The organism is Vibrio vulnificus CMCP6 (assembly GCF_000039765.1).
Classification (GTDB): domain Bacteria; phylum Pseudomonadota; class Gammaproteobacteria; order Enterobacterales; family Vibrionaceae; genus Vibrio; species Vibrio vulnificus_B.
The window spans coordinates 1,733,358-1,759,530 of sequence record NC_004460.2; the positions used below are offsets into that span (position 1 = coordinate 1,733,358).

General features: G+C 45.9%; 23 protein-coding genes. 9 read left to right on the forward strand and 14 right to left on the reverse strand.

All coding sequences use genetic code 11. The features are described from left to right. Positions 1–45: 45 nt before the first annotated feature. The 6 genes from VV1_RS22430 to malK all read right to left on the reverse strand — a co-directional run bounded on the left by VV1_RS22430 (position 46) and on the right by malK (position 8,036). The gene (locus tag VV1_RS22430) at positions 46–1,086 is read right to left on the reverse strand and encodes a glycosyltransferase (RefSeq protein ID WP_011082425.1); all 1,041 of its coding nucleotides are present in this window, start codon (positions 1,084–1,086) and stop codon (positions 46–48) included. A 23-nt stretch (positions 1,087–1,109) separates the two neighbouring features. Continuing rightward, a complete protein-coding gene (locus tag VV1_RS22435) occupies positions 1,110–3,290 on the reverse strand; it encodes a GumC family protein (RefSeq protein ID WP_011082426.1) in 2,181 nt (726 codons plus the stop codon). A 19-nt stretch (positions 3,291–3,309) separates the two neighbouring features. Then, on the reverse strand, positions 3,310–3,843 hold the full coding sequence (locus tag VV1_RS22440; protein WP_011151785.1) for a polysaccharide biosynthesis/export family protein: 534 nt from the start codon (positions 3,841–3,843) through the stop codon (positions 3,310–3,312). Positions 3,844–3,856: 13 nt separating this feature from the next. Further along, a complete protein-coding gene (locus tag VV1_RS22445; protein WP_039561872.1) occupies positions 3,857–5,071 on the reverse strand; it encodes an outer membrane beta-barrel protein in 1,215 nt (404 codons plus the stop codon). A 34-nt stretch (positions 5,072–5,105) separates the two neighbouring features. Further along, on the reverse strand, positions 5,106–6,506 hold the full coding sequence (locus VV1_RS22450; protein WP_011082429.1) for an undecaprenyl-phosphate glucose phosphotransferase: 1,401 nt from the start codon (positions 6,504–6,506) through the stop codon (positions 5,106–5,108). A 414-nt stretch (positions 6,507–6,920) separates the two neighbouring features. Then, positions 6,921–8,036: a maltose/maltodextrin ABC transporter ATP-binding protein MalK gene (gene malK, locus VV1_RS22455; RefSeq protein WP_011082430.1), complete on the reverse strand. Its 1,116-nt coding sequence runs from the start codon at positions 8,034–8,036 to the stop codon at positions 6,921–6,923. Between the two features lie 669 nt (positions 8,037–8,705). Here malK and malE point away from each other — a divergent pair. The 3 genes from malE to malG all read left to right on the forward strand — a co-directional run bounded on the left by malE (position 8,706) and on the right by malG (position 12,442). After that, positions 8,706–9,887 (forward strand): maltose/maltodextrin ABC transporter substrate-binding protein MalE, encoded by a 1,182-nt coding sequence (malE, locus tag VV1_RS22460; protein ID WP_011082431.1) that lies wholly within the window; start codon positions 8,706–8,708, stop codon positions 9,885–9,887. A 74-nt stretch (positions 9,888–9,961) separates the two neighbouring features. Next, positions 9,962–11,533 (forward strand): maltose ABC transporter permease MalF, encoded by a 1,572-nt coding sequence (gene malF, locus VV1_RS22465; protein WP_011082432.1) that lies wholly within the window; start codon positions 9,962–9,964, stop codon positions 11,531–11,533. A gap of 18 nt (positions 11,534–11,551) precedes the next feature. Further along, entirely contained in the window at positions 11,552–12,442 is an 891-nt protein-coding gene (malG, locus tag VV1_RS22470; RefSeq protein WP_011082433.1) for a maltose ABC transporter permease MalG, read from the forward strand. A gap of 366 nt (positions 12,443–12,808) precedes the next feature. Here malG and VV1_RS22475 read toward each other — a convergent pair whose 3' ends face one another. The 3 genes from VV1_RS22475 to VV1_RS22485 form a co-directional block, all read right to left on the reverse strand. Further along, positions 12,809–13,054 carry a hypothetical protein gene (locus VV1_RS22475; RefSeq protein ID WP_011082434.1) on the reverse strand — a complete coding sequence of 82 codons (246 nt, stop codon included), beginning with the start codon at positions 13,052–13,054 and terminating at the stop codon, positions 12,809–12,811. Between the two features lie 140 nt (positions 13,055–13,194). Continuing rightward, the gene (locus tag VV1_RS22480) at positions 13,195–13,680 is read right to left on the reverse strand and encodes an acyl-CoA thioesterase (RefSeq protein WP_011082435.1); all 486 of its coding nucleotides are present in this window, start codon (positions 13,678–13,680) and stop codon (positions 13,195–13,197) included. A gap of 113 nt (positions 13,681–13,793) precedes the next feature. Next, positions 13,794–14,702, reverse strand: a complete 909-nt coding sequence (locus VV1_RS22485) for a DMT family transporter (RefSeq protein WP_011082436.1) — start codon at positions 14,700–14,702, stop codon at positions 13,794–13,796. Positions 14,703–14,801: 99 nt separating this feature from the next. Here VV1_RS22485 and VV1_RS22490 point away from each other — a divergent pair, with 99 nt between their 5' ends. Beyond that, positions 14,802–15,590: an AraC family transcriptional regulator gene (locus VV1_RS22490; protein WP_026050763.1), complete on the forward strand. Its 789-nt coding sequence runs from the start codon at positions 14,802–14,804 to the stop codon at positions 15,588–15,590. On the opposite strand, the gene VV1_RS22495 is transcribed toward VV1_RS22490, so the two are convergent. Continuing rightward, positions 15,585–16,502, reverse strand: a complete 918-nt coding sequence (locus VV1_RS22495; protein WP_011082438.1) for a M14 family metallopeptidase — start codon at positions 16,500–16,502, stop codon at positions 15,585–15,587. The two genes, VV1_RS22490 and VV1_RS22495, sit on opposite strands and share 6 nt — an antisense overlap. A gap of 172 nt (positions 16,503–16,674) precedes the next feature. Here VV1_RS22495 and VV1_RS22500 point away from each other — a divergent pair, with 172 nt between their 5' ends. Further along, on the forward strand, positions 16,675–17,589 hold the full coding sequence (locus VV1_RS22500) for a DUF808 domain-containing protein (protein ID WP_011082439.1): 915 nt from the start codon (positions 16,675–16,677) through the stop codon (positions 17,587–17,589). Here VV1_RS22500 and VV1_RS22505 read toward each other — a convergent pair. Together VV1_RS22505 and pyrC are read right to left on the reverse strand one after the other, a co-directional pair. Next, the gene (locus tag VV1_RS22505; protein WP_011082440.1) at positions 17,586–18,749 is read right to left on the reverse strand and encodes a GGDEF domain-containing protein; all 1,164 of its coding nucleotides are present in this window, start codon (positions 18,747–18,749) and stop codon (positions 17,586–17,588) included. The two genes, VV1_RS22500 and VV1_RS22505, sit on opposite strands and share 4 nt — an antisense overlap. Positions 18,750–18,879: 130 nt before the next feature. After that, complete coding sequence (gene pyrC / locus VV1_RS22510) at positions 18,880–19,908, reverse strand: dihydroorotase (RefSeq protein WP_043921226.1); 1,029 nt, start codon at positions 19,906–19,908, stop codon at positions 18,880–18,882. Positions 19,909–20,177: 269 nt separating this feature from the next. Here pyrC and VV1_RS22515 point away from each other — a divergent pair, with 269 nt between their 5' ends. After that, complete coding sequence (locus tag VV1_RS22515) at positions 20,178–21,998, forward strand: hybrid-cluster NAD(P)-dependent oxidoreductase (protein ID WP_011082442.1); 1,821 nt, start codon at positions 20,178–20,180, stop codon at positions 21,996–21,998. Positions 21,999–22,110: 112 nt separating this feature from the next. On the opposite strand, the gene nadE is transcribed toward VV1_RS22515, so the two are convergent. Continuing rightward, positions 22,111–22,941 carry an NAD(+) synthase gene (gene nadE / locus VV1_RS22520; protein WP_011082443.1) on the reverse strand — a complete coding sequence of 277 codons (831 nt, stop codon included), beginning with the start codon at positions 22,939–22,941 and terminating at the stop codon, positions 22,111–22,113. A 148-nt stretch (positions 22,942–23,089) separates the two neighbouring features. On the opposite strand from nadE, the gene VV1_RS22525 reads away from it, so the two are divergent. After that, entirely contained in the window at positions 23,090–23,614 is a 525-nt protein-coding gene (locus tag VV1_RS22525; protein WP_011082444.1) for a nicotinate-nicotinamide nucleotide adenylyltransferase, read from the forward strand. Positions 23,615–23,634: 20 nt separating this feature from the next. Beyond that, positions 23,635–24,114: a hypothetical protein gene (locus tag VV1_RS22530; RefSeq protein WP_011082445.1), complete on the forward strand. Its 480-nt coding sequence runs from the start codon at positions 23,635–23,637 to the stop codon at positions 24,112–24,114. 118 nt (positions 24,115–24,232) lie between these two features. On the opposite strand, the gene VV1_RS22535 is transcribed toward VV1_RS22530, so the two are convergent. Further along, positions 24,233–24,838 carry a hypothetical protein gene (locus VV1_RS22535; protein ID WP_011082446.1) on the reverse strand — a complete coding sequence of 202 codons (606 nt, stop codon included), beginning with the start codon at positions 24,836–24,838 and terminating at the stop codon, positions 24,233–24,235. Positions 24,839–25,042: 204 nt separating this feature from the next. Here VV1_RS22535 and VV1_RS22540 point away from each other — a divergent pair, with 204 nt between their 5' ends. Next, positions 25,043–26,146: a 1-acyl-sn-glycerol-3-phosphate acyltransferase gene (locus VV1_RS22540; RefSeq protein ID WP_011082447.1), complete on the forward strand. Its 1,104-nt coding sequence runs from the start codon at positions 25,043–25,045 to the stop codon at positions 26,144–26,146. The last annotated feature ends 27 nt before the right edge of the window (positions 26,147–26,173 follow it).

Here is a 26,173-nt window from a genome sequence, read left to right on the forward strand (position 1 = left end):
GAAAGTGCTTGTTTTATTGATTGGTAATAAAAATTGGGTGGTTAATCATCCTTGGGTGAATAGTCCATCATAAGCTTTATAATAACTGTCTCTAAATTTCTCAATGGTGAATTCCTTGCAACGTAATATGGAATATTTACTCGCTACGCTATAATTCTCATTACTGTCGCAAACTTGAATTATTTTATTCGCCAGTTCTTCACTGTTAGAAACTTCAAATAGATAACCAGCGTTGCCGATGACATCATCCAGCCCTGGAACATTCGAGCTCAATACAGGCAACCCTGCCGCCATGGCTTCTACAGCCGCCAACCCAAATCCTTCAATGAGGGAAGACTGTACATAGAGATCCATTTGCTCTAAGAAAGTAGGGATATCGCTAACAACACCATGAAAAAACACTCGATTCGTGATATCTAACTGCTGTGCGAGAGATTCCAGCGCCTCTCGTTTTTGGCCATCGCCAGCTAGGTGTAACTGGTATTGTGTTGGGAGTAGGGCGACCGCTCTAATCAGCGCTTCATGATCTTTATGCTCATGCAGTCGACCCACCATGCCTATTTTGATTTGAGCAGGATGTTTGATGCCTGTTCTCGCGGACATCGAAAAGCATGACAGATCAACGCCATTGTTAATGACTTTGTATTTCTGACGAAAATTCGGCATGAACTTGATCAACTCTTCCTGCACCTTCTCGCTAATACTGATGGTCAGATCGTGGCTTAGATACAAGAGATACTCCATAAACTTAAATGCCGGATAGTCGCGTCTTCTATTGCTTGAACTGTGTTCTGTCTGAAGCTTTTTCTTACCTAAGGCAAGCAGTGCAAGATAGATCGACGGATAAAGATGCCCATGAACAATGTCTGGCCAGCGAAATAAGGCCCATTTTTCCTTAAAGGTGAGCGTTTGCCATACATAACACTCAATGCCATGACGACTGAGCGTTTCGAGATAATCATTTTCGTGGCAAAGCACCAGAATCTTTATGTCGTACTTAGTCTCTTCGCCAGTAACGAGGTCGACCAAAAACTTCTGCGCGCCACCATTTTTAGATAGGTCATTGATAATATGTAAAATTCTCATGATGTTTCGTTCTTTATCTTGAGTTAATAAGCATATTTTTGGACATAGTGGGCTTCCTCTTGTGGGGTTGTTGCTTGCGAAATAACCACGCCAAATGAAGGAATATCGTGCTGACGTTGCTTCGACAGCGCCGTTTTAGCCAAAGCAACTTTGGTTGAGTCTGAGCGAATGACGGTAATCAATCCTTGAGCCAACTGGCCAAGAATCAATGCATCGCTGACGGAAAGCAGTGGAGGAGTATCAATAATGATGCGATCGTATTTTTCCTGTAGCGTGTTCAGTAGATTTTGAAATCGCTTTGACGACAGCAATTCTTGTGGATTTGGCGGAAGTAGGCCCGCGGTCAATACGTCGAGATTCGCTTCATCGATTCGAATGATGCACTCTTCTAAAGGCGTATTCATTGTCAGGATGTTGCTTAACCCGGGAACTTGCGCGGGAATGTTGAAACGTTTCTCTAGTGAAGGTCTGCGTAAATCACAATCGATCAAAAGTACACGTTCTAAGTTTGAGAAGGTGGATGCGATGTTGATACAAGTGGCGGTTTTCCCTTCTTCAGGTATGGCTGACGTAAAGACCAAGACTTTTTGTTTACTGTTCACCAAACGTAACAGTAGCGAGGTTCGGATGGAGCGACACGCTTCGCTAAACACGCGATTTTGAGGATCAAGATAGGCTTGGAAACTGACGCCGGGTTTACGTAATTTGCGACTGCGAACGTAAGGTATGGTACCAATACAGCTTAAACCGAGTTTGTTTTCAACGTCTTCGGGCGTACGGATCACGTCTTTAATCATATCTAAGATGATGGCTGCGGCAGATGAGAAAAACAGAGCAAACACCGCGGAGATGATGACGAGTTTTAGTCGTTGCGGAGCAATAGGGAAAAGTGGTTCGAGAGCTTTGTCTGTAAAACGAGCATTGACGTTCCGAAAATCACTGGTCGCCGTGGTCTCTTTTTCGCGGTTTACAAACGCTTTGAGCAGTTCTCGATTACTTTCAACATCTCGTTTGAGTTTCTCATATTCCGCTTTTTTTCCGCCCACTAATTGGATTTCAGCCTTCTTGTTGCTCATCTCTCGACGAATGCTGTTTTCAAAGCTCTGAGCCACTTTGAGATCCTGTTGTTTGCTCAGCACCATTTCCATGATCAACTGTTGCGAACGCGCTTGGATATTTTGCAATTGGGCTTTCGCTTGAATCATTTTGTCGTGTTTAGGGCCATAACGCTGTGAAAGTTCACCCACTAACTTCTCTGCGTTACTCTCCAGCATTTTGAGTTCGCGTATTTGAGCTTGATTAGCGAACTCATCGATCGAAAGCAGGCTATCGAGGTTTTGTGCGGATTTTCGCAGTAGAAGATCACTTAGGGTTTGCGCTTGAATTCTCTTTTCTATCGCAATGTTGAGTTTTTTACTCAGCTCTTCCAATTCATTCGCGTAAATATCATCGATGCCATTGATGTCGACGAGGCCTTCTGTGGTGAGAAATTGTTGTAATGCTTGTTCTGACTTGTGCAGTTTGTCTTCCAATTGTCTGGCATTACTGTCCAGCCAATTGGTTGCATTTTGTGTCACGGTCAGTTTCGCCTCAAAGTTGGAATCAATATAGGCTTGACCGATGGCATTGGCGATTTCCGCTGCGAGTTTCGGATCGGCCGAGCGGAAACTGACTTTGACCAGCTGAGTGTTGCGTATCGGTTCAATATCAACTCTGTTTTTGTAGCTTTGCAAGGCTTCATAATAGGAAGAGTGATACTCATTGGTTTCCGTTGGGTTCGGTGAAACATTCAACAGATCTTGTATCAAAGGAACTGACTTGAGCTCATTAAGCTTTGTTTTGAGCGAGCTTGAACCCGTAAAGTGCGGATGATTGGTAAGGTCAAATTGTTGGATGATCTTGTCAGCGATGTGATTAGATTGAAGTATCGCTATTTGTGTCTGAAAGTACTCTTTTTTGGTGGTATCTAGACCATAGACTTCCTCGATCGATAATGCGTTGCGCTGCTCTTCTTGAATTAAAATGGTGGCCGTTGCCTGGTAAATTGATGGTTTAGAATAGATAAACCAAGTTGCGGCTAACGTAATCACCAGAGACAGGGTGACAATACTAAACCAATGCTTTCTGAGTACTTTTAGATAACTTCCAAATTGGAACAATTCTTTATTACCGATGTAGTAACGGTTTGTTTGATTTTCATTCATTGCAGTGTATCCGTTCACTCTAGAAGAAGCTCTGTTCAATTACGACAATATCGCCAGGAGACACTTTCTGGCTTAGTGAGACTTTTTTTATGGTTTCGCCATTTTGGCTTTGTGTAAGATGAATATTGCTACGGGAGGCTCTGTCTGTTAGCCCTCCGGCAATGGCAATGGCTTTTTCAATGGTCAATCCAGGTTGATATTCAAAACTACCGGGACGCCTCACTTCGCCATTAACATAAAAGGCGCGGAACTTATTAATCGAGACCATGACTTTGGGGTTCACTAAATAGTCCCCTTTTAGCTTTTGCTCGATCTCTTCTTTTAGTTCTTTAGGGGTTTTCCCTTTTACCAGCACTCGGCCTAAATAGGGGTAGTCAATTTGGCCATCGGAGGTGAGTAAAATATTGGGAATTGATAAGTCATCCTCGCCATACACCAAAATGGATATCGAATCGCCACTGTTTAATTGGTAGCCCGCGTCGGATGTCGATGCTGAGACATAGGGTGCCATTATCAGACTTAACCCTAGTAGCACCTTGAGTAAAAATTTCATGTTTGCTCCATGCTTATAACGACAGCCTAGCGGTCACTGTCCAAATGTGTTGATCAAAGCTGTATCCAGACCAATTGGATGTTTTGTCTTGGTATTGCCAAGCCGCGTCTATCCTTGCCCAGCGTCGGAATTGGTATTGTGCTTCTGCGCTAAGCTGAAAGCGCTCTTCCTCTCGCAATACGCCACTTTGGTAGGAGCCAGTGTAATCATCTTGTTGATAGAGTCCTTTTAGGGACGTGACGAAATAACTGTTCCATGCTTGGTCAAGCTGAAGTGAGTAGCGAGTTTGTAGGTTGTAGTCGCCGTCTTGTTCTGGATTGACCGCGGCTTGCGTGGTTAACAAAGTCCAGGTCGTATGCTCTTGAGGTTGCCAACTGAGGCCAATATCCCAACTGAGTCCTTCGAACGTAGCGCGTTGCTTGTCATCAAATTCCTTGATCTGATAGCCGAGCTTGGCGGTGCCTTTGGTTTTACCGGTTATTTCCCAACTGACACCGGTATAAACAAAAGTACTGGTTCCATCGCGTGAGGCAACGGATTCTCGTTCATGTAAATACTCAGTGAAGTGAAATTGGGAGCCGACTAACCAATACGTTTCAGGGCGCAGACGATAGTAGAACTCACCATGGAGAGACGGGGTTCTAAAGTCGCTGTATTTGGTTGCTGTCAGAGTGCTGGTGCCGTTTTCATATTTGGTAAACGTTTTGTCTAAATAGTTAAGGCCAAACTCCAGCCTTCCTTGCGAACCAATAGCACCAAACACATAGTTACTTTTCAACTGATTCGATTGAAATGTGATGAGCTCTGGAAGCGCTATTGAGCTCTGTTCACCTTCGGTGAGACCTTCTCCACGCGTTTCGTGACCCAAGCGAAATTGGTAGTCCAAGACCAAACGATTACGATGATTAAAAGTAAAATAGTTGGTTGTTTGAAACTTGTGGTCTAAATAGTCATTCTGCTCATCTGAAGAACGGCCAAAATCTGCAACATAAATAAAATCCGCTTTGTACTGATTTCGGTCAATCCTTGCCAATAGGGCGGGTTTTACGCCTATCGTGGAGACATGAGAGGAGTCAGCTTCTTGCTTGGCGATATTGTCATCAAATCGATAGTAAGTATGAAGTGTCGGAATAAACTCAATGCCGGATTCTGTCGAAAGCGCAAGTGGCTCAACCGCACCCACCCACACGGGTAACAAACCTAAGACAAATCCGGTATAGCGTTTCATCGTCATTCCTTTTACTAAGTATTGGCTGTATGGCTTAGTAAGCATTAGAACCAGTAAAGCCTTTAAACACGGTGAGAAAGATGATTTTGATGTCCATCCAAATTGACCAACGATGAATGTAGTCCAAGTCGAACTCAACGCGCTTTTCCATTTTGTCTAGGGTGTCGGTTTCGCCACGATAACCGTTGATTTGCGCCCATCCAGTGATGCCTGGTTTTACTTTGTGGCGAAGCATGTAGCGATCAACGATCTGGCGATATTCTTCGTTGTGCGAAACCGCGTGAGGACGCGGGCCAACAATGGACATGGTTCCTTGAAGTACGTTAATGAACTGGGGTAGCTCATCGAGTGACGTGCGGCGCAGAAAACCGCCAAATGGCGTAATCCGAGGGTCATTTTTCGTTGCTTGTTTTACGTCAGAGCCTTGCTCCATGGTCGTCATGGAACGAAATTTCCATACGCGAATTTTGCGTCCATCTAGACCATATCGGTCTTGCTTAAAAATCACGGGACCACGAGATGTGCACTTAATACCAATGGCGATTGCAATGAGGATTGGTGAAATTAACATCAGTATTAGGCTGGAAAAAACGATATCTTCAAAACGTTTAAGCCATGATGAAAAACCGGCAAACGGAGTATCAAAGACGCTGAGGGTCTGGACTTGCCCGATCTGATCCCAACGAGAGTGAAGCAGATTGTAAGTAAAGAAATCAGGAATGAGATAGGTGTTTGCTGTGGTGTCTGAGAACTGGTGTAGAAACTTGGCGATACGTTCGTTAGCGTGCATTGGCATCGCAATATAGACGTAATCGACTTCGCCATTTTTCGCTTTGCTCAATGCGTCTGCAACATTGCCTTTGATTGGATAGTCCGCATTGCTCTCATCTCTCTCGACGGTTCTTTCATCATAGAAACCTTGAAAGATCACGCCATGTTCAGTGTGATTTTGCAGCTCATTGGCCAAGGTGATGCCATGCGGTGTTTGGCCAACAATGATAGCGGTACGTGTGTTTAGTCCCAAGCGACGGAGGTAAGATAAAGTCGAGCGAAAAAGTATCCTCCAGCACATGAGTAGAATCGGTGTAATAAGTAACCAAGGGGTTACAATATCTTCGTTGTAGGTATCCAGAGTTTTGGTGAAGAAGTGGATGGCAATTTGCAGCAAACTTGTTGCTAGCCACGCTGCGCAGGCAAGGGTGAGCTGTTGTCGAATTGAACTGGTACGCCACGAGCGATACAGCTGGGCGCTTTCGGCAAAGAGAATAAAGATGAGTCCTGAGACGATTGCCAGCATCAGATAGTCTTTTGGAATGGCAGCCAAATGATAAAGTGTCAGCAAGGCCATAAAGCCGATGATGATCGTTAGATCTGCCAAGCGATACAGAAAAGAAAATTCAGTCTCATGTGAGCGAATCAATCCTTTGTTATTCATAATGTCATTCCGTCAAATTTGGCACGCTACCGCCCTTGAGTGTCGTTTCTCAATGTCGTGCTAACAGTTCAATGTGATGGTGTCTGTTGTTTGAGATGACGCAATTTGCCTCGCGAAATATCAACAACAGTTGCAAGGAAGTGTAAGAATTTGAGTGAGTTTGGTTAGTGGAATTAAGAATGAAATTTCGACCTTCGGTTAATAGACCTAAATCATAAAAATCTAATACCTAAAATCGAGAAAACGAGAAAAGTGTTAGTTATTGCGGAATGAGAAAAACTATAGTGCAAGATGCTAGTGGAGAATAATCAGTAGAAAGTGTCAGAAATACAAAGAAATGTCGGTGTAGCACAAAAAATAAAAAAGCCTCTTATTTAGGAAGAGGCCTTTAAAGACATGAAGATTAAAATAGTATTAACGCTCTACGCCTTTTTCATTAAATAGGCGCTTACAAGCACGACCATCGCTGTGGAATAGGTGGCAGCGATGAGCTGGGATACCAATTTCTAAGCGATCGCCAGAATCCACGTCCAACGTATCTGGTTGGCGGTAGATCACATCCGCATCGGCACTTTCTAGGTTGAGGTAGACTTGCGTTTCATTACCCAGCTTCTCGACGATCATCACTTCACCATCGATCACCGCGTCGCCTTGTGCAGAGGAGACTAGGTGCTCAGGACGTACTCCCAGAGACATGCGATCACCTTTGTTGACGGTTGTTCCATCAACTGGGACCCAAAAAGTCACGCCATTTGATAGCTTAACTTGAACGCGCTCGCTCTCTACATCCACGATTTGCACACTCATAAAGTTCATTTTTGGCGAACCAATGAAGCCAGCAACAAAGCGATTTTCAGGGTAATGGTACAGCTCTAGGGGTTTACCAACTTGAGAGACAAAACCGCCATCGAGTACCACGATTTTGTCAGCCATGGTCATTGCTTCGACTTGGTCGTGCGTAACGTAAATCATGGTACAGCCAAGTTGGCGTTGCAGTTTGGTAATCTGGGCACGCATCTGAACGCGCAGGGCTGCGTCTAGGTTAGACAACGGCTCGTCGAGTAAGAACACTTTTGGTTGTGAAACAAGGGTACGACCAATCGCCACGCGTTGACGCTGACCACCCGAAAGGGCTTTTGGTAGACGCTCGAGTAGGTGACCAAGCTGCAGGATTTCAGCGGCTTGCTCTACGCGTTTGTCGATCTCTTTTTTGTCTGCTTTCGCTAACTTAAGGCCGAATGACATGTTGTCATAGAGATTTAGGTGCGGATACAGTGCATAAGACTGGAAAACCATGCCTACGCCACGTTTCGATGGCTCTACATCATTCATACGCTCTTCACCGATGTAAAGATCGCCAGAGGTGATGTCTTCTAACCCTGCAATACAACGAAGCAATGTCGATTTACCACAACCCGATGGACCGACAAATACTACGAATTCGCCTTCGTTGATCTCAAGATCAACGTTTTTAGAAATCAATACGTCGCCATACGCTTTACAAACATTTTTTAACGTGACACTCGCCATTTAGCTCGTCCTCGATCAATTTTTTTATAATTCACTGCCCATCATTATATGAATTATGGAGCCGGACAGTAACAGTAGGAATCGGTAAGTTAAGCAACAGTAAGAAAACAGGGCGGCACTTTAAAAATGGAGTTCCTAAATTAAAGTGCCACCCACCATAGCCAAATACGAGTTTTCTCCCCCACATTCATCAAGATGTCTCCCCCGTGAATAACAAACTACCACTAACATCTTAACTAATGACATTCCACTCGTATGGCAATGAAAACCAGCAAAAACAGTGACCAAGTTGGTCTGCTGGGAAAGGGTTCTTACCATCCACTCTTGGATGGGTGCAGTTTCTTCGATATAGCACTCGCCTACATCCTCCTACGCTAATTAATTGTAGGGGGAGTAGAAAAGGAGGAGGGGGTTCTACGCCTCTTCCCCCAGAGTGGGCAAATATCACAATAATCGCGTCAGTAAATGTGAATTCGATCTCATCGAGTGCCATTTTTGTGATTTTGCTCTCTTACCTCTAACGATGTAGATCACGAAAATACGCCATAATATCTGGGGCGTAGAGGATAGGAGGATGAGACAGAGCAGGTTTTTTCAGATGATATACGTCGAAATACGGCTCATCCTCTGCGGAGTAGCCCTACATCAAAATATAAAAAGGATACGAACATGAAAAATGCTCTAAGCGCTGTCGCACTAGGTACTCTTGTTGCACTGGGTTCTTTCGGTGCACACGCTGCCATTGAAGAAGGACAACTGACTATCTGGATCAACGGTGACAAAGGTTACAATGGTCTAGCAGAAGTAGGCAAAAAGTTTGAAGCAGACACAGGTATTAAAGTGACGGTGGCTCACCCAGATGCGCTGCAAGATAAATTCCCACAAACGGCAGCAACGGGTGACGGTCCTGATATCGTATTCTGGGCGCACGACCGTTTTGGTGGTTACGCAGAAGCGGGTCTGCTGGCTGAAATCAAACCTTCTAAACAAATTCAAGAAGGCATTGTGGATTTTGCATGGGACGCAGTGAAGTACGATGGCAAGATCATCGGCTACCCAATCGCGGTTGAGTCTCTATCTCTTATCTACAACAAAGATATCGTTCCAAACCCACCGAAGAGCTGGGAAGAAGTAGAAGCGTTAAACGCGAAACTGAAGAAAGAAGGCAAATCTGCCATCATGTGGAACCTAAAAGAACCGTACTTCACGTGGCCACTAATGGCGGCTGATGGTGGTTACGCGTTCAAATACACTTCTGAAGGTTACGACGTTAAAGACGCAGGCATCGCGAAAGATGGCGTGAAAGACGCAATGAACTTCGTTAAATCGCTAGTTGAGAAAGGCATCATCTCTCCAGACATGGACTACTCAGTATCTGAATCTGCATTTAACCAAGGTAAGACGGCGATGACTATCAACGGTCCTTGGGCGTGGGGCAACATTGAGAAGTCTGGTATCAACTACGGCGTGACTACACTGCCTAAGTTCAATGGTCAATCTTCTAAGCCTTTCGTTGGCGTTCTTACTGCGGGCATCTCAACGGCATCACCAAACAAAGACCTTGCGGTAGAGTTCATTGAGAACTACCTACTGACAAATGATGGCCTACGTATGGTGAACAACGATAAGCCGCTAGGCGCTGTTGCACTGAACTCGTTCCAACGTGAGCTTGATGCAGATGCTCGTATTGCGGCGACGATGGACAACGCAATGAACGGTGAAATCATGCCAAATATCCCACAAATGAATGCATTCTGGGGTGCGGCGAAAAACGCGATCGTTAACGTAGTGGATGGTCGTCAAACTGTGGATGCTGCTCTGGCTGACGCAGAAAAACAAATGACAAAATAATGTAACTTTTTAAGGAGGGGGTAACTCCTCCTTACTTTTCTTTCTTTTCTATATATATCGCTAGCAGGTTCCCTATGCAGTCAGTTCAAGGTACAGATGCTATGACAGCTCCAGCAGCCAGCCTGCCGGGCAGCAAAAAAGTGTTTATTAAATGGGCGCTTCTTGGCACGGTCGGTCTTATTAATGGTTATGCAACGATTCTAATGTATTCTCGCGGTGAGGTTGCTTTTGCAATGCTTACTGTGATTCTTACTGCGTTGGCGTTGTATGTGTTTGGTAGTAAAAAAACTTACGCTCATCGCTACATTTATCCGGGTATTGCCGGGATGATTTTGTTCATCCTCTTCCCTTTGGCATACACCGTTGGTCTTGCGTTTACCAACTACAGCGCTAAAAACCAGCTTTCTCTCGATCGTGCGCAAAGCGTGCTTTTGGACCGTACTTTCCAAAGTGGTGAAAGCTATCCGTTTACTCTGTATAAAACCGATTCTGGTCACCGTATTGTCATTAAAGATGGCGATGTCTTACTGTCGACACCTGAGTTTGTTCTTGGCAGCGCCATCAGCGATCTAGACCTTTCACCGGTGGATACGGTGAGCGGCACGGCAGAACCAATTAAGACCATTGTCAGCAACCGTACCGCACTGAGCAGCATCGATTTGCACTTTGCTAATGGTGATGACATCCGCATGAGTGGCTTACGCAAGTTTGCTGGTGTAGTGCCTCTTTACACCATGCAAGCGGATGGCGAAACGCTGAAGAATAATCAGACTGGTGAACTGCTCAAGCCCAATATGGACGTGGGTTTTTACCAAGCGATGGATGAAGCAGGTAACTTTGTTGGCAACACTGTCTCTCCAGGTTTTGTGGTGCAAATTGGTACCGATAACTTTGAACGTGTTTGGAAAGATGACGGCATCAAAGAGCCATTCATCAGTATCTTTATCTGGACGGTGGTTTTCTCAATTCTCACCGTATTGCTCACGCTCATGATTGGCTTGGTGCTGGCGAGTGTCGTGCAATGGGAAGAGCTAAAAGGCCGTGCTATTTATCGTGTATTGCTGATTCTGCCTTATGCGGTTCCTGCGTTTATCTCAATCTTGATCTTTAAAGGTCTGTTTAACCAAAGTTTTGGTGAGATCAACATGGTGTTAAATGCGCTGTTTGGCATCAGCCCAAGCTGGTTCTCTGATCCAATCATGGCAAAAAGCATGGTGCTGATTGTGAACACTTGGCTTGGTTTCCCTTACATGATGATCCTTTGTATGGGTTTGTTGAAAGCGATTCCAGAGGACTTGTACGAAGCCTCGGCGATTGATGGCGCCAATTTTGTGCAAAACTTCACTCGCGTTACGTTGCCACTGATGATTAAGCCGTTGACTCCACTGCTCATTGCGAGCTTTGCATTTAACTTCAACAACTTCGTCATGATCCAGTTGTTGACGCAAGGTGGTCCAAACATGATTGGTACTTCAGAGCCTGCGGGTTACACCGACTTGTTGGTGAGCTACACCTACCGCATTGCGTTTGAAGGCGGCGGCGGCCAAGACTTCGGTTTGGCAAGTGCTATCGCAACACTGATTTTCCTACTGGTTGGCGCGCTGGCTCTACTTAACCTGCGTTTCACTAAGCTGTCTCAGAACTAAGGGTAAGGAGCATACAACATGGCAATGGTACAAGGTAAATCACTTAAATACCGCGTATGGGCAACCCATATTGCATTATGGGCCTTCTTATCGATGATCATCTTCCCTTTGTTGATGATCGTAGCAATCTCGTTCCGCGAGGGTAACTTTGCAACAGGCAGTTTAATTCCAGACAACCCGTCATTGGAGCACTGGAAGCTGGCTCTTGGTTTCTCAGTCACCAATGCAGATGGATCTGTTACCCCACCGCCGTTCCCAGTTCTCACTTGGTTATGGAACTCGGTAAAAGTAGCAGGTATTACATCGATTCTGATTGTTGCGCTTTCAACGACATCGGCTTACGCATTTGCGCGTCTACGTTTTAAAGGTAAGGAGACTATCCTAAAAGCGATGATGATTTTCCAAATGTTCCCAGCAGTATTGGCGCTAGTGGCACTTTATGCTTTGTTTGACAAACTTGGCCAGTATATTCCGTTCCTTGGTTTGAATACGCACGGTGGTTTGATCTTCTCTTACCTTGGCGGTATCGCACTGCATGTTTGGACGATTAAGGGCTACTTTGAGACCATCGATAATTCGTTAGAAGAAGCTGCAGCGTTGGATGGTGCTACACCATGGCAGGCATTCCGCTTAGTACTTCTACCTTTGTCTGTGCCGATTCTTGCAGTGGTCTTTATTCTGTCGTTTATCGGTGTAGTAGGCGAAGTTCCTGTGGCATCTTTGCTACTTTCTGATGTAAACTCTTATACATTAGCGGTTGGTATGCAGCAGTATCTCTACCCTCAAAACTATCTGTGGGGTGACTTTGCAGCAGCAGCGGTGCTTTCAGCGTTGCCAATTACCATCGTATTCTTACTTGCACAACGCTGGTTAGTAGGTGGTTTGACTGCCGGTGGTGTTAAAGGTTAATCCCTTGTTGCGATTAACTTAAGGATAAGAATAAGAGCGACCGTATCAGGTCGCTCGTTTTATTACTTTTTATTACCTATTTGGTTTGGCCGCCGATCTAGTAATAGAAAGTATCATGGCGTTACGCATAGCTGGCTGTTAGCTTTGTTCCTTACGATTATCACTAACAGTGTTTGTAACCAATTGCCTGAGTTTGTCCTCAGGCTTTTTTGTATCTGATGTTTTTGTCTTGATAGTATGTACAAAGGACGGAAGCAGAGTAACCATTCCTACTTTAGTCGCATAGTTGAGATGAGATCTGATGCGTATCAGTTCACAGAAATAGTTGTAGAATGCTAAACGGGTTAGATAAGGTTTTGATCTAGCTCAAAACTCTTTACTAGAAGGTGCGCAGCCAAGGTATTGAAGGAGGGTGTACAAGCTTTCTTGTTGCAGAGCGACTCGACGGAAAAGATCGGCAAACGTCACATCGCCACCAAAACAGGCCTGGATATAGTGATTGATTTCGTCACTGGCGTATCCTTCCACATACATGGTGCGCACCCACTGATATTCAACCGACTTGAGATTGGCCAGTGTGCTTTCACTTAATGTGGTTTCCCTTAGTTTCAATGTGTTGTCTCTTGCTCATTTCAGTTGAGCGATTAAAACAAACCAAAATGACGCTTTTATGACGTTTTGATGTTGGAATGATGTCGAAACAGACGAGCGTGAGCCCTTAGCTTAGGTCACACGCTCGATGGTAGGGTGAACTATTTGAGGTATTTAACGTGTGCTTCCATCTCTTCACCGATTTCTTTACGCATGTTCATCAAGCGAATCGCAGATTGCTCGAGTGCTTTATCTTCGTCGGTTTCAGGAATCCATTTCTGAATGGGTGTGGGTTGGCCATTTTCATCAACAGCGACCATGATAACAATGCAATGGGTGGTGAGTCTGTTTTTGAGATCTTTGGGATCGCTGGCTTGCACATCAATGGCAATGTGCATCGAGGTTGTCCCTGTGTAAATCACCTTGGCGCTGACTTCAACCAAGTTACCCACATGTATCGGTGCGACGAAACGAATGCCACCCGCGTAGGCAGTAATACAGTACTTGCCACTCCAAGCTGCAGAGCAGGCATAGGCGGCTAAGTCGATCCACTTCATTACGGCGCCGCCGTGGACCTTTCCACCAAAATTCACATCCCCAGGTTCTGCGAGAAAGCGCAGAGTAATATTGCGTTGACCACGACTCATATGCCAATCCTTAACATGTCATTATTGTGCTTATTTGATAACAAAAATGTTACTTATTAGCAATGAGTTTAGCGTATAGACGCCAAGGCGCGCTTGTTACGCATGACAACGAACTATGAAATGGTGGCGGAGGTGACTTCCGACGGAACCATGGCCGCTTTCTTACGAGGTTTCAGTTGCGAAAGAATCACACCGAAGATCACCAATAACCCACCAACAAAGTGGTAAAGGTGTACCTGCTCTCCCAGCATACTTGTCGCTAAAGCCACTGCGACGACCGGAAGCAAATTCATGAACATTGCGCTGGATTCTGCGCCAATGCTGTCGATGGCTTTGACCCACATCCAAGGAGCGAGAATGGAGGCCGCGACGCCCGCATAAAAGATCAAAGGCAGAGCTTCTGCGCTAGGTAGCAACTGCTCGCTGGTCAGCCACAATGGTGTGAGCATGGCAACAGCAAACAGACCTTGCATGTAAATCAGTGTCCAATTGGAAAATGGCATTTTCCAGCGTTTCAATAACACGCAGTAGGCGGCATAGACAATCGCAGCAAGCACCATCAGTCCATCCCCTTGCGTGACGGGTTGTTCAATAAAGAAGGCCACATCACCTTGGCCAAGCATGTAGGCCAAACCAAACAGTGAAATTGCACCACCGATAAGGCTAAGAGCAGACACTCGTTTGCCCAAAAGAGGCACACTGAGAAAGACGCTGATCAAAGGGACCAATGAGGTGATCAACGACATGTTCGACGCGCTGGTGGTTAAGCCCGCGTAGTAACCTAAAGATTGGTTTAACACCATGCCTAACGTTGCCAAAAACGCGAGTTTACTGAGGTACGGTTTTATCTGCTGCCATTGGCGAATCACATGAGGTAGGCAAAATGGGGTGAGAATCGCCATGGCCACAAACCAACGATAAAAACTCATTGCACTCGGCTCAATAGCCGATGCTGCCAACTTATTAACTATGGAGTTGCCGCCCCAAATAAGAACAGTAAAAAGTGGAAGCAGATAAACCATGAGAACTTACTCGCAGAATGACAGTTGTCAGATAGTTTGTCAGGTCGTTATAATTACAAGTATCTCTTAAAAGACATTGCGCGTGATAGGAAGACAAGTTTGAAAAAGTCCCCTCGACATCTTCATCCCTCGTTATCAATCGATACTCCACCATCTGATGTGTTTATGAATTTCGAAGAGTTTCTCTCGAATACCGAAACACGTGAACACAGCCACACTTGGGGGCAGGTTCAATTGATCAGTGGTGGGATCTTAGAAATGGAAGCGCAAGGAACCCGCTTTTTAGCTCCGCCTCACCTTGCGATTTGGGTACCGCCCGGCATTATGCACCGCAGTTTCAATCGACGACCATTGGAGTATTGTTCACTCAATATTGCCAAACAGCTGACGGATAAATTTCCCGCGAAAACTTGTCTGATTCAGGTCACCCCGATTGTGTCGGCCATTATCGATGATTTTCGTCTGCGCGATATTAACGTGGCGACCGAAGAGTCGGATAAACGATTGGTGCAAGTTCTGCTTGATCAACTGGCAACCAAAGAAACCCAACATCATTTTCTACCGTCATCCGATCACAAATACTTAGCGCCTATTTTGGCTCATGTAGAAGAGAATCCGACGGACACGACGAGCTTGTCAGAATGGGCTGAAAAAGTGCATACCACTGAGCGAACATTGGCCAGACACTGCCAGAGTGAACTTGGAATGAGCTTTACCGAGTGGCGTTTACGTGTGCGTTATCTTTATTCGATGGAGTTATTGCGCAAGGGGCAGACGGTGAAGGAAGTGGCATTGACGCTCGGTTATAACCAAGCCAGTCCTTTTATCAGTATGTTTAAAAAATACTCCGGGCAAACCCCGGAGCAATATAAAAACCGCCTGTTATAACTGCGTGATCACGTAGTCTAGACCGCCCACGATCGCAGCAACTTGTGCATCATCACACTCTTGTGCGGTCACTTTAGGGCTGTCTGGGTACACTTCTGTCGTAGTGCCGAATTGACAATGAGCCACGCCACCACATAAACCCAGCTTCACCATTGGGTAGTGAATGACGCCATGTTGAATGACAGGAGAGCCGATGATTTCACCATTCTCATCGGCAGGGGCGATATGCGTGACACGCGATACGGATTCAATCACTGCAGCTTGGAACTCTGGCTGAGGATTCTCAGTATCCGCGACGGTGTAAAAGCCGTCTGGGATCATCCCTTCGATATAGTCGATGCCATCGCGAGCGGCGAGTGCTGGACGGAATTCGCTCTCATCGGTGTCCGTGGTTTCGTGCAGATCAAAGTGAACCAAAATCGGGCCTAGAGTGGCGACTAACCGCATCAGGTTTGCTGACTCTTCGGCGGGACTCTGTGCGTAAAATGAACGATTAGGGTCAACCGCATTTGGGTTCCAGCGATTGATGGTTTCGTAACCCCAAGGGCTGATGCAAGGTGTGCAAACCAAGTTGAAGTAAGGCTCGTATCGGGTGGCTTCGGTCGCCATAAATTTGAGAGCACCATGCACACCACTGGTTTCGTAACCGTGCACGCCACCGGTGATCAATACGGTTGGTTTACTCTCATCCCAAGCTTTGGTTTTTAAGCAGTAAAGCGGATAGCGGGCGGGATCGTAGGAGAGGGCGCCGTATTGTTCAAGCTCAAACTCTTCGGCCAAAGCAAGAATCTTAGGGACAACTTCAAGCTGATATTCACGCTTTATGTGGGTTTGCTGTCGCCAAGCGAGGCGCTCCTCATCTCCCCATTTTTGTCCGGCGATACCGATTGGATACGTTGAATGCGTCTTCATAGAATTCCCTATTGGTGGCTGCGCAAATGATGTCGCAAGGTTAGATCGAGTTACCTTGAGATACAACCGCAATACGAGGCTTACTCAATTTTTTGCACAATATTCACTTGGCGACACCGAAGAGCGCTGTTACATTTTGAAATAATTCGAGTTTATCTATGAGAAATCAATTATGGCTGGAGCAAGTCTATTAACGCTTTTGGATGATATTGCAACGGTGTTAGATGATGTTGCGGTGATGTCGAAAGTCGCGGCAAAGAAAACCGCAGGTGTACTAGGGGATGACCTGGCGCTCAATGCCCAACAAGTGTCGGGTGTGGCGGCAGAAAGAGAAATTCCGGTGGTCTGGGCGGTCGCGAAAGGGTCGTTCAAAAATAAATGCATTTTGGTTCCGGCAGCGCTGCTTATCAGTGCCTTTATTCCTTGGCTCATCATGCCTTTATTGCTATTGGGTGGCCTGTTCCTGTGCTTTGAAGGGGCGGAGAAGGTACTGGAAAAGCTGTTCCACTCTTCTCATCAAACCGAAAGTAGCAGTGCAGAGCGAGTAATAGAGGACATTGAGCAATACGAAAAACAAAAGATTGCAGGTGCCATTCGTACTGATTTCATTTTGTCAGCAGAAATCATCGTCATTGCGTTAGGCACCGTGCAGGGGCAGAGCACCATGACACAAGTGTTGGTGGTAAGTTTGATTGCGTTGGTCATGACCATTGGTGTGTATGGTTTGGTGGCTGGCATTGTTAAATTGGATGACCTTGGTTTCTATCTCGAGAGAAAATCGCAAGGCAAAGGAGCACTCAATAGCATGGGCCAGGCTCTGATTCGATTTGCGCCAAAACTGATGAAAGTACTAACGGTAGTCGGCACTGCGGCGATGTTTTTGGTGGGTGGCGGCATTGTTGTGCACAACATCCCTGCGGTTCATCATTGGATTGAACCGATCATCATGAATTTATCGGACCTCTCATTTGTCAGCGCCATTGTTCCTACCTTACTAAATGGGTTAGTCGGGTTGCTCGCTGGGTTACTGGTTGTCGCTTTGTGGAGCGTAGTAGCAAAACTGCGTTCTTCACAAGCCACCCATTAAACGTCGGAGACTTCACAGACTCGATTGCGGCCTTTGTGTTTCGCGAGATACAAGGCCGCGTCTGCTCTTTTCATTAGCGCATCCCAGTCGTCTCCGGTGATCAACTGCGCCACACCAAAGCTCGCCGTCCATGTCTCTCTTTGTTTCTGCGCAAACCTCGTTTCAGCAATTTTCTGACGGAGTTTCTCGGCAACTAAAACCGCACTTTCAATCGGTGTGTCAGGAAGCACCACGAGAAACTCTTCGCCGCCAATACGAAACGATATATCTTGTTTACGCAACTGACTCGTGAGTAGCTGGCCAATGCCAGAAAGAGTTTGGTCTCCAACTTGATGGCCATATTGGTCATTGATGCGCTTGAAGTGATCAAGGTCGAGGATAATGATGGATAACTCAGCGCCTAAGCGGCTTGCTCGAGAGAGTTCTCTGGGAATCATCTCCTCCATTGCTCTGCGATTGTAAATATTGGTTAAGGTGTCTCTGAGAGAGGTTTGGTAGATATTGGTAATCAGCCGAGCATTGATCATCCAAGGGAAGGTGAAGCCCAACGTCAGGATCAACATGATAAGGGCGAGGAAAGAGAGCTGATGAATGCTACTGGCAAACATAAAATCCACGATCTGTGAGCTCATGTAAGTCACATAGGTTCGAAACAGCATCCAGAGTGCCAATGTGACAAAGGCCGCGAGTAGCAACCCAATGGCTAAGTGGTTGTCTTGAGCGCTCCCTTGCCGGACGACGTAAGCGGAGAGTAAGCAGCAAAGTGCGATATACAGACTTACCGCGATGATCCGTACATTGGTGGAAACGGTTATCTGAGAAAAGTAGACCAGTGAGACCACCAGTACTGGCAGAAAGAAAAAGGCAATGTGTGAGGCGAGCGGAGGAGCGGAACGAAAGCGCTGTAAGCTATAGACAATCAGGGTAAACCCTAAGCAAATCGTGCTATTGGAGAATACTTTAGATAACCAAAGTGAGGTACTGTTACCAAAACTCAAGGTAAAAAAACCGATGGCAATAGCGAAAACCGCAGCGGCTAAGGTAACCAGGCCATGAACATTTTTCTGGATCGATTGCAGCATCAAAATACCGAATCCGTATGCAACACAGATCAGTACCGTGACAATAGACAAGGTTTTAATGTCCAGGTCTAATTCCATAAGCGGCCATTTATCAATTAACTATCACAAGTCTCCATTTAGCTTAGATGACGAATGGCAAAACTTAGAAAAAATGCCGCTGAAAACAGCGGCATTTTGTTATTTACTTACACAACAAAGCGATTTTGGGTTACTTAACCTTCCACTCCATGTTTTCACCAGCGCGAATTGGCACCACAATATCACCACCAAATGGCATTGAAGCAGGAACAGGCCATGCGTCTTTGACCAAAGTGATCGTATCTTGGTTACGAGGAAGACCGTAAAAATCCGGGCCGTTATGGCTGGCAAACGCTTCGAGATTTTCCAACTTGCCCGCTTGCTCAAACACTTCTGCATACAGTTCCACAGCGGCGTGAGCCGTGTAAGAGCCCGCGCAACCACAAGCGGATTCTTTTGCGCCTTTGGCGTGTGGCGCAGAGTCCGTACCCAAAAAGAACTTCTTGTTGCCACTCGTCGCAGCAGAGATCAACGCAAGCTGGTGGGTGTTGCGTTTAAGAATTGGCAAGCAGTAGAAGTGGGGCTTGATGCCGCCTACTAACATGTGATTGCGGTTGTACAGCAGGTGATGAGCGGTAATGGTTGCGGCAACGTTTTCATTGGCATTTTTCACAAACACAACCGCATCTGAGGTGGTGATGTGTTCGAGGACAATTTTCAAATCAGGGAAGTCTTGAACAATCGGCGCCAACACATTGTCTAAAAAGGTTTTTTCGCGATCAAAGATGTCCACATCGTGTGTGGTCACTTCGCCGTGTACCAGTAGCAACATGCCCACTTCTTGCATGGCTTGAAGGACTGGATAAATTTTCTTTACATCCGTCACGCCAGAATCGGAGTTAGTTGTCGCGCCTGCTGGATACAGTTTTGCTGCGACCACAGCACCGCTGGCCTTGGCTTTGCGTACTTCATCCGCAGTTGTGTTGTCGGTCAAATACAGCGACATAAGCGGAGAAAATTGTTCTGTTTGGTTATGTGCTTGAATGCGATCGCGATAGGCAAGCGCCATTTCAGACGTGGTGACGGGTGGGACAGTGTTTGGCATGATGAGTGCGCGGCCATTGTAACGGCTGATATCACGAACGGTATCTGCCAAAACTTCGCCATCGCGCAAGTGTACGTGCCAATCATCAGGACGAGTAATAGTAAGTGTTGTCATTGTTGCTCCCACCATAGAAAAAGAATCCAAAAGGAGCCTAAACAAGGGAAGGCAAACGCTTCCGTTTAGGCGACAGGATGATATAGGAAAGTGCTGTCTATTTCACTCGCTTTTTCCGCTTTGCTCTCGAGGCGCTGTATTTTTGTTCTTCAAAGGCGCACTTTTATGACTGTCTGAGAATTGGTGAGAATAGTGAGGTTCAGGTTTTCTCTGTGCTTTCAAACGACTATCATGGCAAATCACAAATAATAATCATCAAGGAAGCGTTCATGTCGTCAGCCACATTACAACAGATTAATGTTTATCCAGTGAAATCCGTTGGAGGAATCGCTTTAACGTCCGCTTGGGTAGAAAAACAAGGGCTTGCTTTCGATCGCCGATTTATGGTCGCGACCGCGCTAGGTGACATGGTCACGGCGCGTAAATATCCTCAAATGGTGACGATACGCTCCGCCTTGGTTGCTGATGGGATTGTTTTTACGTACCCAGACAAACCCGCCCTGATGCTGAAGTATCAAGACTTCAAGCGACAAGAAACACCGGCGCAAGTGTGGAAAGACAATTTCACCGCTTACACCACCACTGATGAAGCGGACGATTGGTTTAGCGATATTCTGGGGATCCGTGTTGAGCTGTTGTTTTCTGGGGAGCAATCGAATCGAGTCCGTGAGAAGATCGGACACAATGTCAGTTTTGCGGATGGCTACCCACTGTTGGTCATAAGCGATGCGTCACTAAAAGAACTCAATCGGCGCAGCCCGGAAACGCATTCGATGGATCAGTTTCGCACCAACTTAGTGGTGAGCAACTGCGACGCGTTTGCCGAAGATGGATGGAAAAAAATTCGCATTGGTGAGGTGATATTTGAAGCGGTGAAGCCCTGTGAGCGCTGCATTCTCACCACGGTCGATGTAGAGAAAGGGCAATTTCGCGCCAATAAAGAACCATTGAACACCTTATTGACGTTTCGTGCTAATGAGCAAGGCGGCGTCTTTTTCGGACAAAATTTAGTCGCACTGAACGAAGGGATGATCCAAGTGGGAGACCGGGTTGAGGTGTTGGAAGTGAAAGAGAAAGAAGTCTATCCGGACAGTGCTTGTCACGACATTCGCCTTACCTGCGTCGAAAAAGAGACCATTGCACGGGATTTCGTCACGTTTTGGCTCGAACCAGAACACGGGCAGCTACCCGCGTATTTGCCAGGGCAGCATTTACCAGTAGAAATCACCGTTGATGGTGACACCATTTCACGTCGTTATACCTTATCGTCGAGCCCTTCTCGGCCAGGAAGATACGCCATTTCCGTCAAACGCATCGATGGTGGACGAGTGTCAAACTGGCTGATTGATCATCTTGAGGTAGGCGATGAGCTGTTTGCACAATCCCCACAAGGCCAGTTTCATATTCAAGAGGACAAACATCAACCTTTGTTGCTGCTCTCAGCGGGTAGTGGTGTAACCCCCATGTTGTCGATGCTACGCTATCTTGCGGATCATGATCTTGTCGAGGATGTGGTGTTCTATCACCAATGTCGCTCCGTTGAAGATATCCCATGTAAAGAGGAGCTTGACGCGCTGAAATCACGCTACCCTGGGCTCACGGTTAAAATTTCGCTCACTCAAGCACCGATCGATTGGTTTGGCCTCAAAGGACGCTTGAGTTTATCGCATCTTAAACAGATCAAGGCGGTGGAATCTCGTCAGGTTTTTGTGTGTGGCCCCGAAGGCTTTATGCAAAAAGCGAAGAATCTATTGCTGAAAAAAGGGCTGCCTGAAAGCCATTATCATCAAGAAGCGTTTGGTGTCTCGACGTCGCCTAACAGTGAGCGCAAAACGGTTGAGCTGGAATTTAATGGTGAGACGTTTACGGCTGATAATCAGCAAACCTTACTGGAACACGTTGAAAATCATGGTTTGACGATCGCGCATAGCTGTCGAGCCGGTTTTTGTGGGGCGTGCAAGGTGAACGTCATCAGTGGGCAAGTGCATCAGCCTGATGTTCCTGCGTTGACTGAGCAAGAAAAACGCGAGGGCAAAGCGCTAGCATGTTGTTGCGTGCCTCTAACGGATGTTCGTTTTCAATCTCTGTAGCGACGCTTAGATTAAGTAAGTCATAAATCATGACCTCGCTTAAAGCGAGGTCATTGTTTTATCTCGATTTCAGAGCTCATTTCGCATTGAGCTTGGTGAATCCTAAACTCGATTAATCGTAGATAGTAGGAATAGGTTGGCGTTTGTGTTGCGTGGCTTTGTAAATACTCACTAGACGCGCACTGACGGCTTCAGATACGGGTTTGCCTTCCAAGAAATCATCAATCTGTTCGTAGGTCAGATTCAGCGCATCTTCATCGGCTTTTTGTGGTGCCAGCTCTTCTAGGTCTGCCGTCGGTACCTTTTTAACCAAAAGTTCTGGTGCTCCAAGCGTTTCTGCGACAAGACGAACCTGACGTTTACTCAAACCAAACAGTGGGGCTAAGTCACAAGCGCCGTCACCGAACTTGGTGTAAAAACCCGTGATGTTTTCTGCAGAATGGTCGGTACCGAGTACTAGGCCACCCACATAACCAGCAATTTCATACTGAGCCACCATACGAGCGCGTGCTTTGACGTTACCTTTAACGAAGTCGACTTTCGCTGCATCTTGTGGGATAAGACCTGTTCCCTCTAACGCAATATGAGAAGCCGCGTGTAAGCCATCGACACCGGCTTTAATATTGACGGAAACAGAATGCGTTGGTTGGATAAACGATAGGGCAAGTTGCGCTTCTTCTTCGTCTTTTTGCTCGCCATAGGGCAAACGAACAGCGACAAACTGATAGTCATTGCTGTTCGATTCTTGGTTGAGTTGATCCACAGCAACCTGAGCGAGACGGCCACAAGTTGTAGAATCGACGCCACCGCTGATACCAAGAACAAGCGATTTACAGCCAGATTCAACCAGCTTCTTTTTGATGAAAGCGACACGACGCTCAATTTCGAAATGCGGATCAATGGTTGGAAGCACACGCATTTCATCGCGGATGAGTTGTTCCATTTAGGGTTCCTTTTCCTGCAAGCTAAACTAGCCTAAATGGCGACAAAGGCACAAATATCAAGGCTAGTATTACAAAATAACTATGACTGGTAGTATCATACCCGATTCGTTTTATTAGAAAACTCTCTAACCCGAGTAAATACCGTTTATGTTGAAAATCGCCGTCTTTGGCAGTGCTTTTAATCCTCCTAGCCTTGGTCACCTGAGTGTTATTGAATCACTTTCCCATTTTGATTTGGTCCTTCTTGAACCTTCCATTGCACATGCATGGGGCAAAGAGATGCTTGACTACTCAGTTCGTTGCGAGCTTCTGGACGCATTTATCCAAGATCTCACGCTGTCGACTGCGAAGCGTTCCAACATTGAGCAAGAGTTATACCAGCCAGGTGAAAGTGTCACGACTTACGCCTTGCTAACACGAATTCAAGAAATCTACCCCGAGGCCGATATAACCTTTGTGATTGGCCCTGATAACTTTTTCAAGTTCGCCAATTTTTATCAAGCGGAAGAGATCACTCAGAAATGGGCGGTGATGGCTTGTCCGGAAAAAGTGCAGATTAGAAGTACAGATATACGTCATGCGATCGATTGTGGGGATGATTTGGCGGAATTAACCACACCATCCGTAAGAAAATTATTGATAGAACGGCAGTTATATAAGACAATTCCGTAGTTTAGAGAGGTCTGACGAGTATGCTAAAAAGAACGTTCCTATGTTGCATTGTATCGATGTTGTTTGCCAAGCAAGCAGCAGCGTCTTGTGCATTGCTGGAAGAGCGTTCAATTATGCTGCAAGACAGTGCCATGGAAATTTGCACGTCACTCGAAGATAAAATCAGTTTCTTGAAAAATAATGCGATGGCTTGGCTTAATGAAGACAAGCAAGAAACACAAGAAGATTACTGGGGTGAATGGGCGTTAAAGCCAAAAGATAACCCGGTCTTGACGCAAAACCTCTCTGATAAGCATTTTGGTCTGGGTTTCTGGTTGCCGGAAGAGTACGAAAACCAAGTGGCGAACATGACAACCGAAGAGTGGCTACGAAGTCATGGTTTAATGTTCAGCATTGGCTTGGGCGATAAAAAATCCGGTGAACCAAGAATGCGCTTTGATTATCGCTGGCACGAAACCTCTGAAGCCGATGTGATGATGCAAATAGAAGTGCCTTTCTAATCTCAGCAACAGAAGCTCTTTGTAAGAATCTCAATAAAAACGCCAGCAGTTTGCTGGCGTTTTTATTGAGATTGAGTGTGGCGGTAGTTTTTCCCAGCAAAGGTGCGTTCCACTTCTTTTACAACGTCTTACCTAATAACATCTCGCAGATCACGTTGCATTGTTGTTCATCACCGCTAAACAGCTCGCTGACCACTTGCTCTTTTTTGCCACCAGAAAGCATGCGCTTTTGTGCCTCGCGAACCAGTAGTGCCATATGCCACTCTTTATCAAGCTCATGTGACTGAGGGGACCAACGACTCAACTGTTTACACAGTTCAGATGGTTCAAACAGAGGACGGATTTGTGTCGCTTCGCGTTTGAGTACCGCAAGCAGTTCAAGTTGTTCTTCCGAGCGAGGAGCAACTTCTGCCAGTTTGCTAAAAATTGCCAAAGATAAAGCCGAGAGCGTGACGTATCCAGCGCTGTATGGAAATGTTTCTCGAACTCTGACAGATACATCCAGAGTATCGAGCTGTGTCCCCGGAAACAGCGTGATGGAACATAAGCTGTTTTGTGGAATCCAAAATGACTGATTCGGTTGCAGGCAAAATTCTTGTTTCCCCATTTTAATGAGTGCCAATCCTGAACGTACAAGCAACCACTTGTGCTTCAATGAACGCTTTCTTGCCATCGCAGTTAAATGGCTGAAAGACTCACGTTTAAATTCAATGGCGTAGTTCATGTTGGGTACCTCAAATCATGGGGCGCTAAGGTTACCTTCTAGCGTGAGAAATGCCAACCTCAAAAAACAGGGAACGAACTAAGGCACTATTTGTCATATTTGTGAGTTGACTGGTATGACCTTAGAGAAACAACGGCTAAGGTAGCTGCGAGCGTTGCCAACAATGCGTAGAATGTGCCAGTTTTTTTTAATACGACAAGAATAATGACAGACAACATTGACCCATATTTAGAAATTCGTCCTTATAACGACGAAGAGATTTCTGCAGCACTCGACCGTTTAGTGCAAGATGATGAATTCATTAGTGCCATTTTGCAGCACCGCTATGCCAATAGTTCGTCTTGGTTTAGAGGTTTAGTGGCGCCATTTCTGAAGTTCTATCTGAAAAGAAAATGGAACAAGCTTGATTCCGTTGAAGCAATACAGTTAGTTGTAAAGAAGTATCTAGAACAGACGCTGAAGACAACCACTGATGGCGTGAATTACACCGGGTTAGAAAAGCTGGATAAAGACAGCGCCTATTTGTTTATCTGCAACCACCGTGACATCGCGATGGACCCTGCTTTGGTGAACTACGGTTTGTTTAAGCATGGCCACAAAACGGTGCGCATTGCGATTGGTGACAACCTACTGAAAAAGCCTTGTGCCACTGAGCTGATGAAGCTTAACAAGAGTTTTATTGTCAAACGTTCAGTCAAAGCGCCTCGCGAAATGATGAAAGTGCTAGGGCAGTTGTCGTCTTACATCAAGCATTCCCTTGATACGGGCAATTCCATTTGGATTGCACAAAAAGAGGGCCGAGCGAAGGATGGAAATGATTTCACCGATCCTGCGATTTTGAAAATGTTTCATGTCGAAGGGCGCAAGCAGAAAATCGATTTTGCCGAATACATGAAGTCATTGAAAATTGTGCCTGTGTCGATTTCTTATGAGAACGATCCCTGCGATATCGCAAAAGCGAGAGAGCTGTACGAAAAGGCAACCAATGGCCGTTACGAAAAAGGTGAATTTGAAGACATCGAAAGCATTATTCAGGGCATCGTTGGATACAAAGGGCGTGTTCAAGTGGCCTTTGGTGATGTTATCGTGGATGATTTTGCCACACCAGAAGCATTAGCCGAAGAGATCGACCGTCAGATACATGAACATTACCATCTATTCCCCATCAATAAGTTGGCGGCTGGTTTGGAAGATGACTCGATTACCGAGGCGGTGCGAGCTTCGCTTACAGAGAAGCTTCTGCAACTGCCTGAAGGCGCGCAGCAGTACTTAGTGGCGAGCTATGCTAACCCTTGTAATAACAAGTAACATAAGCTCCTAAAACAAAAGCCAGCA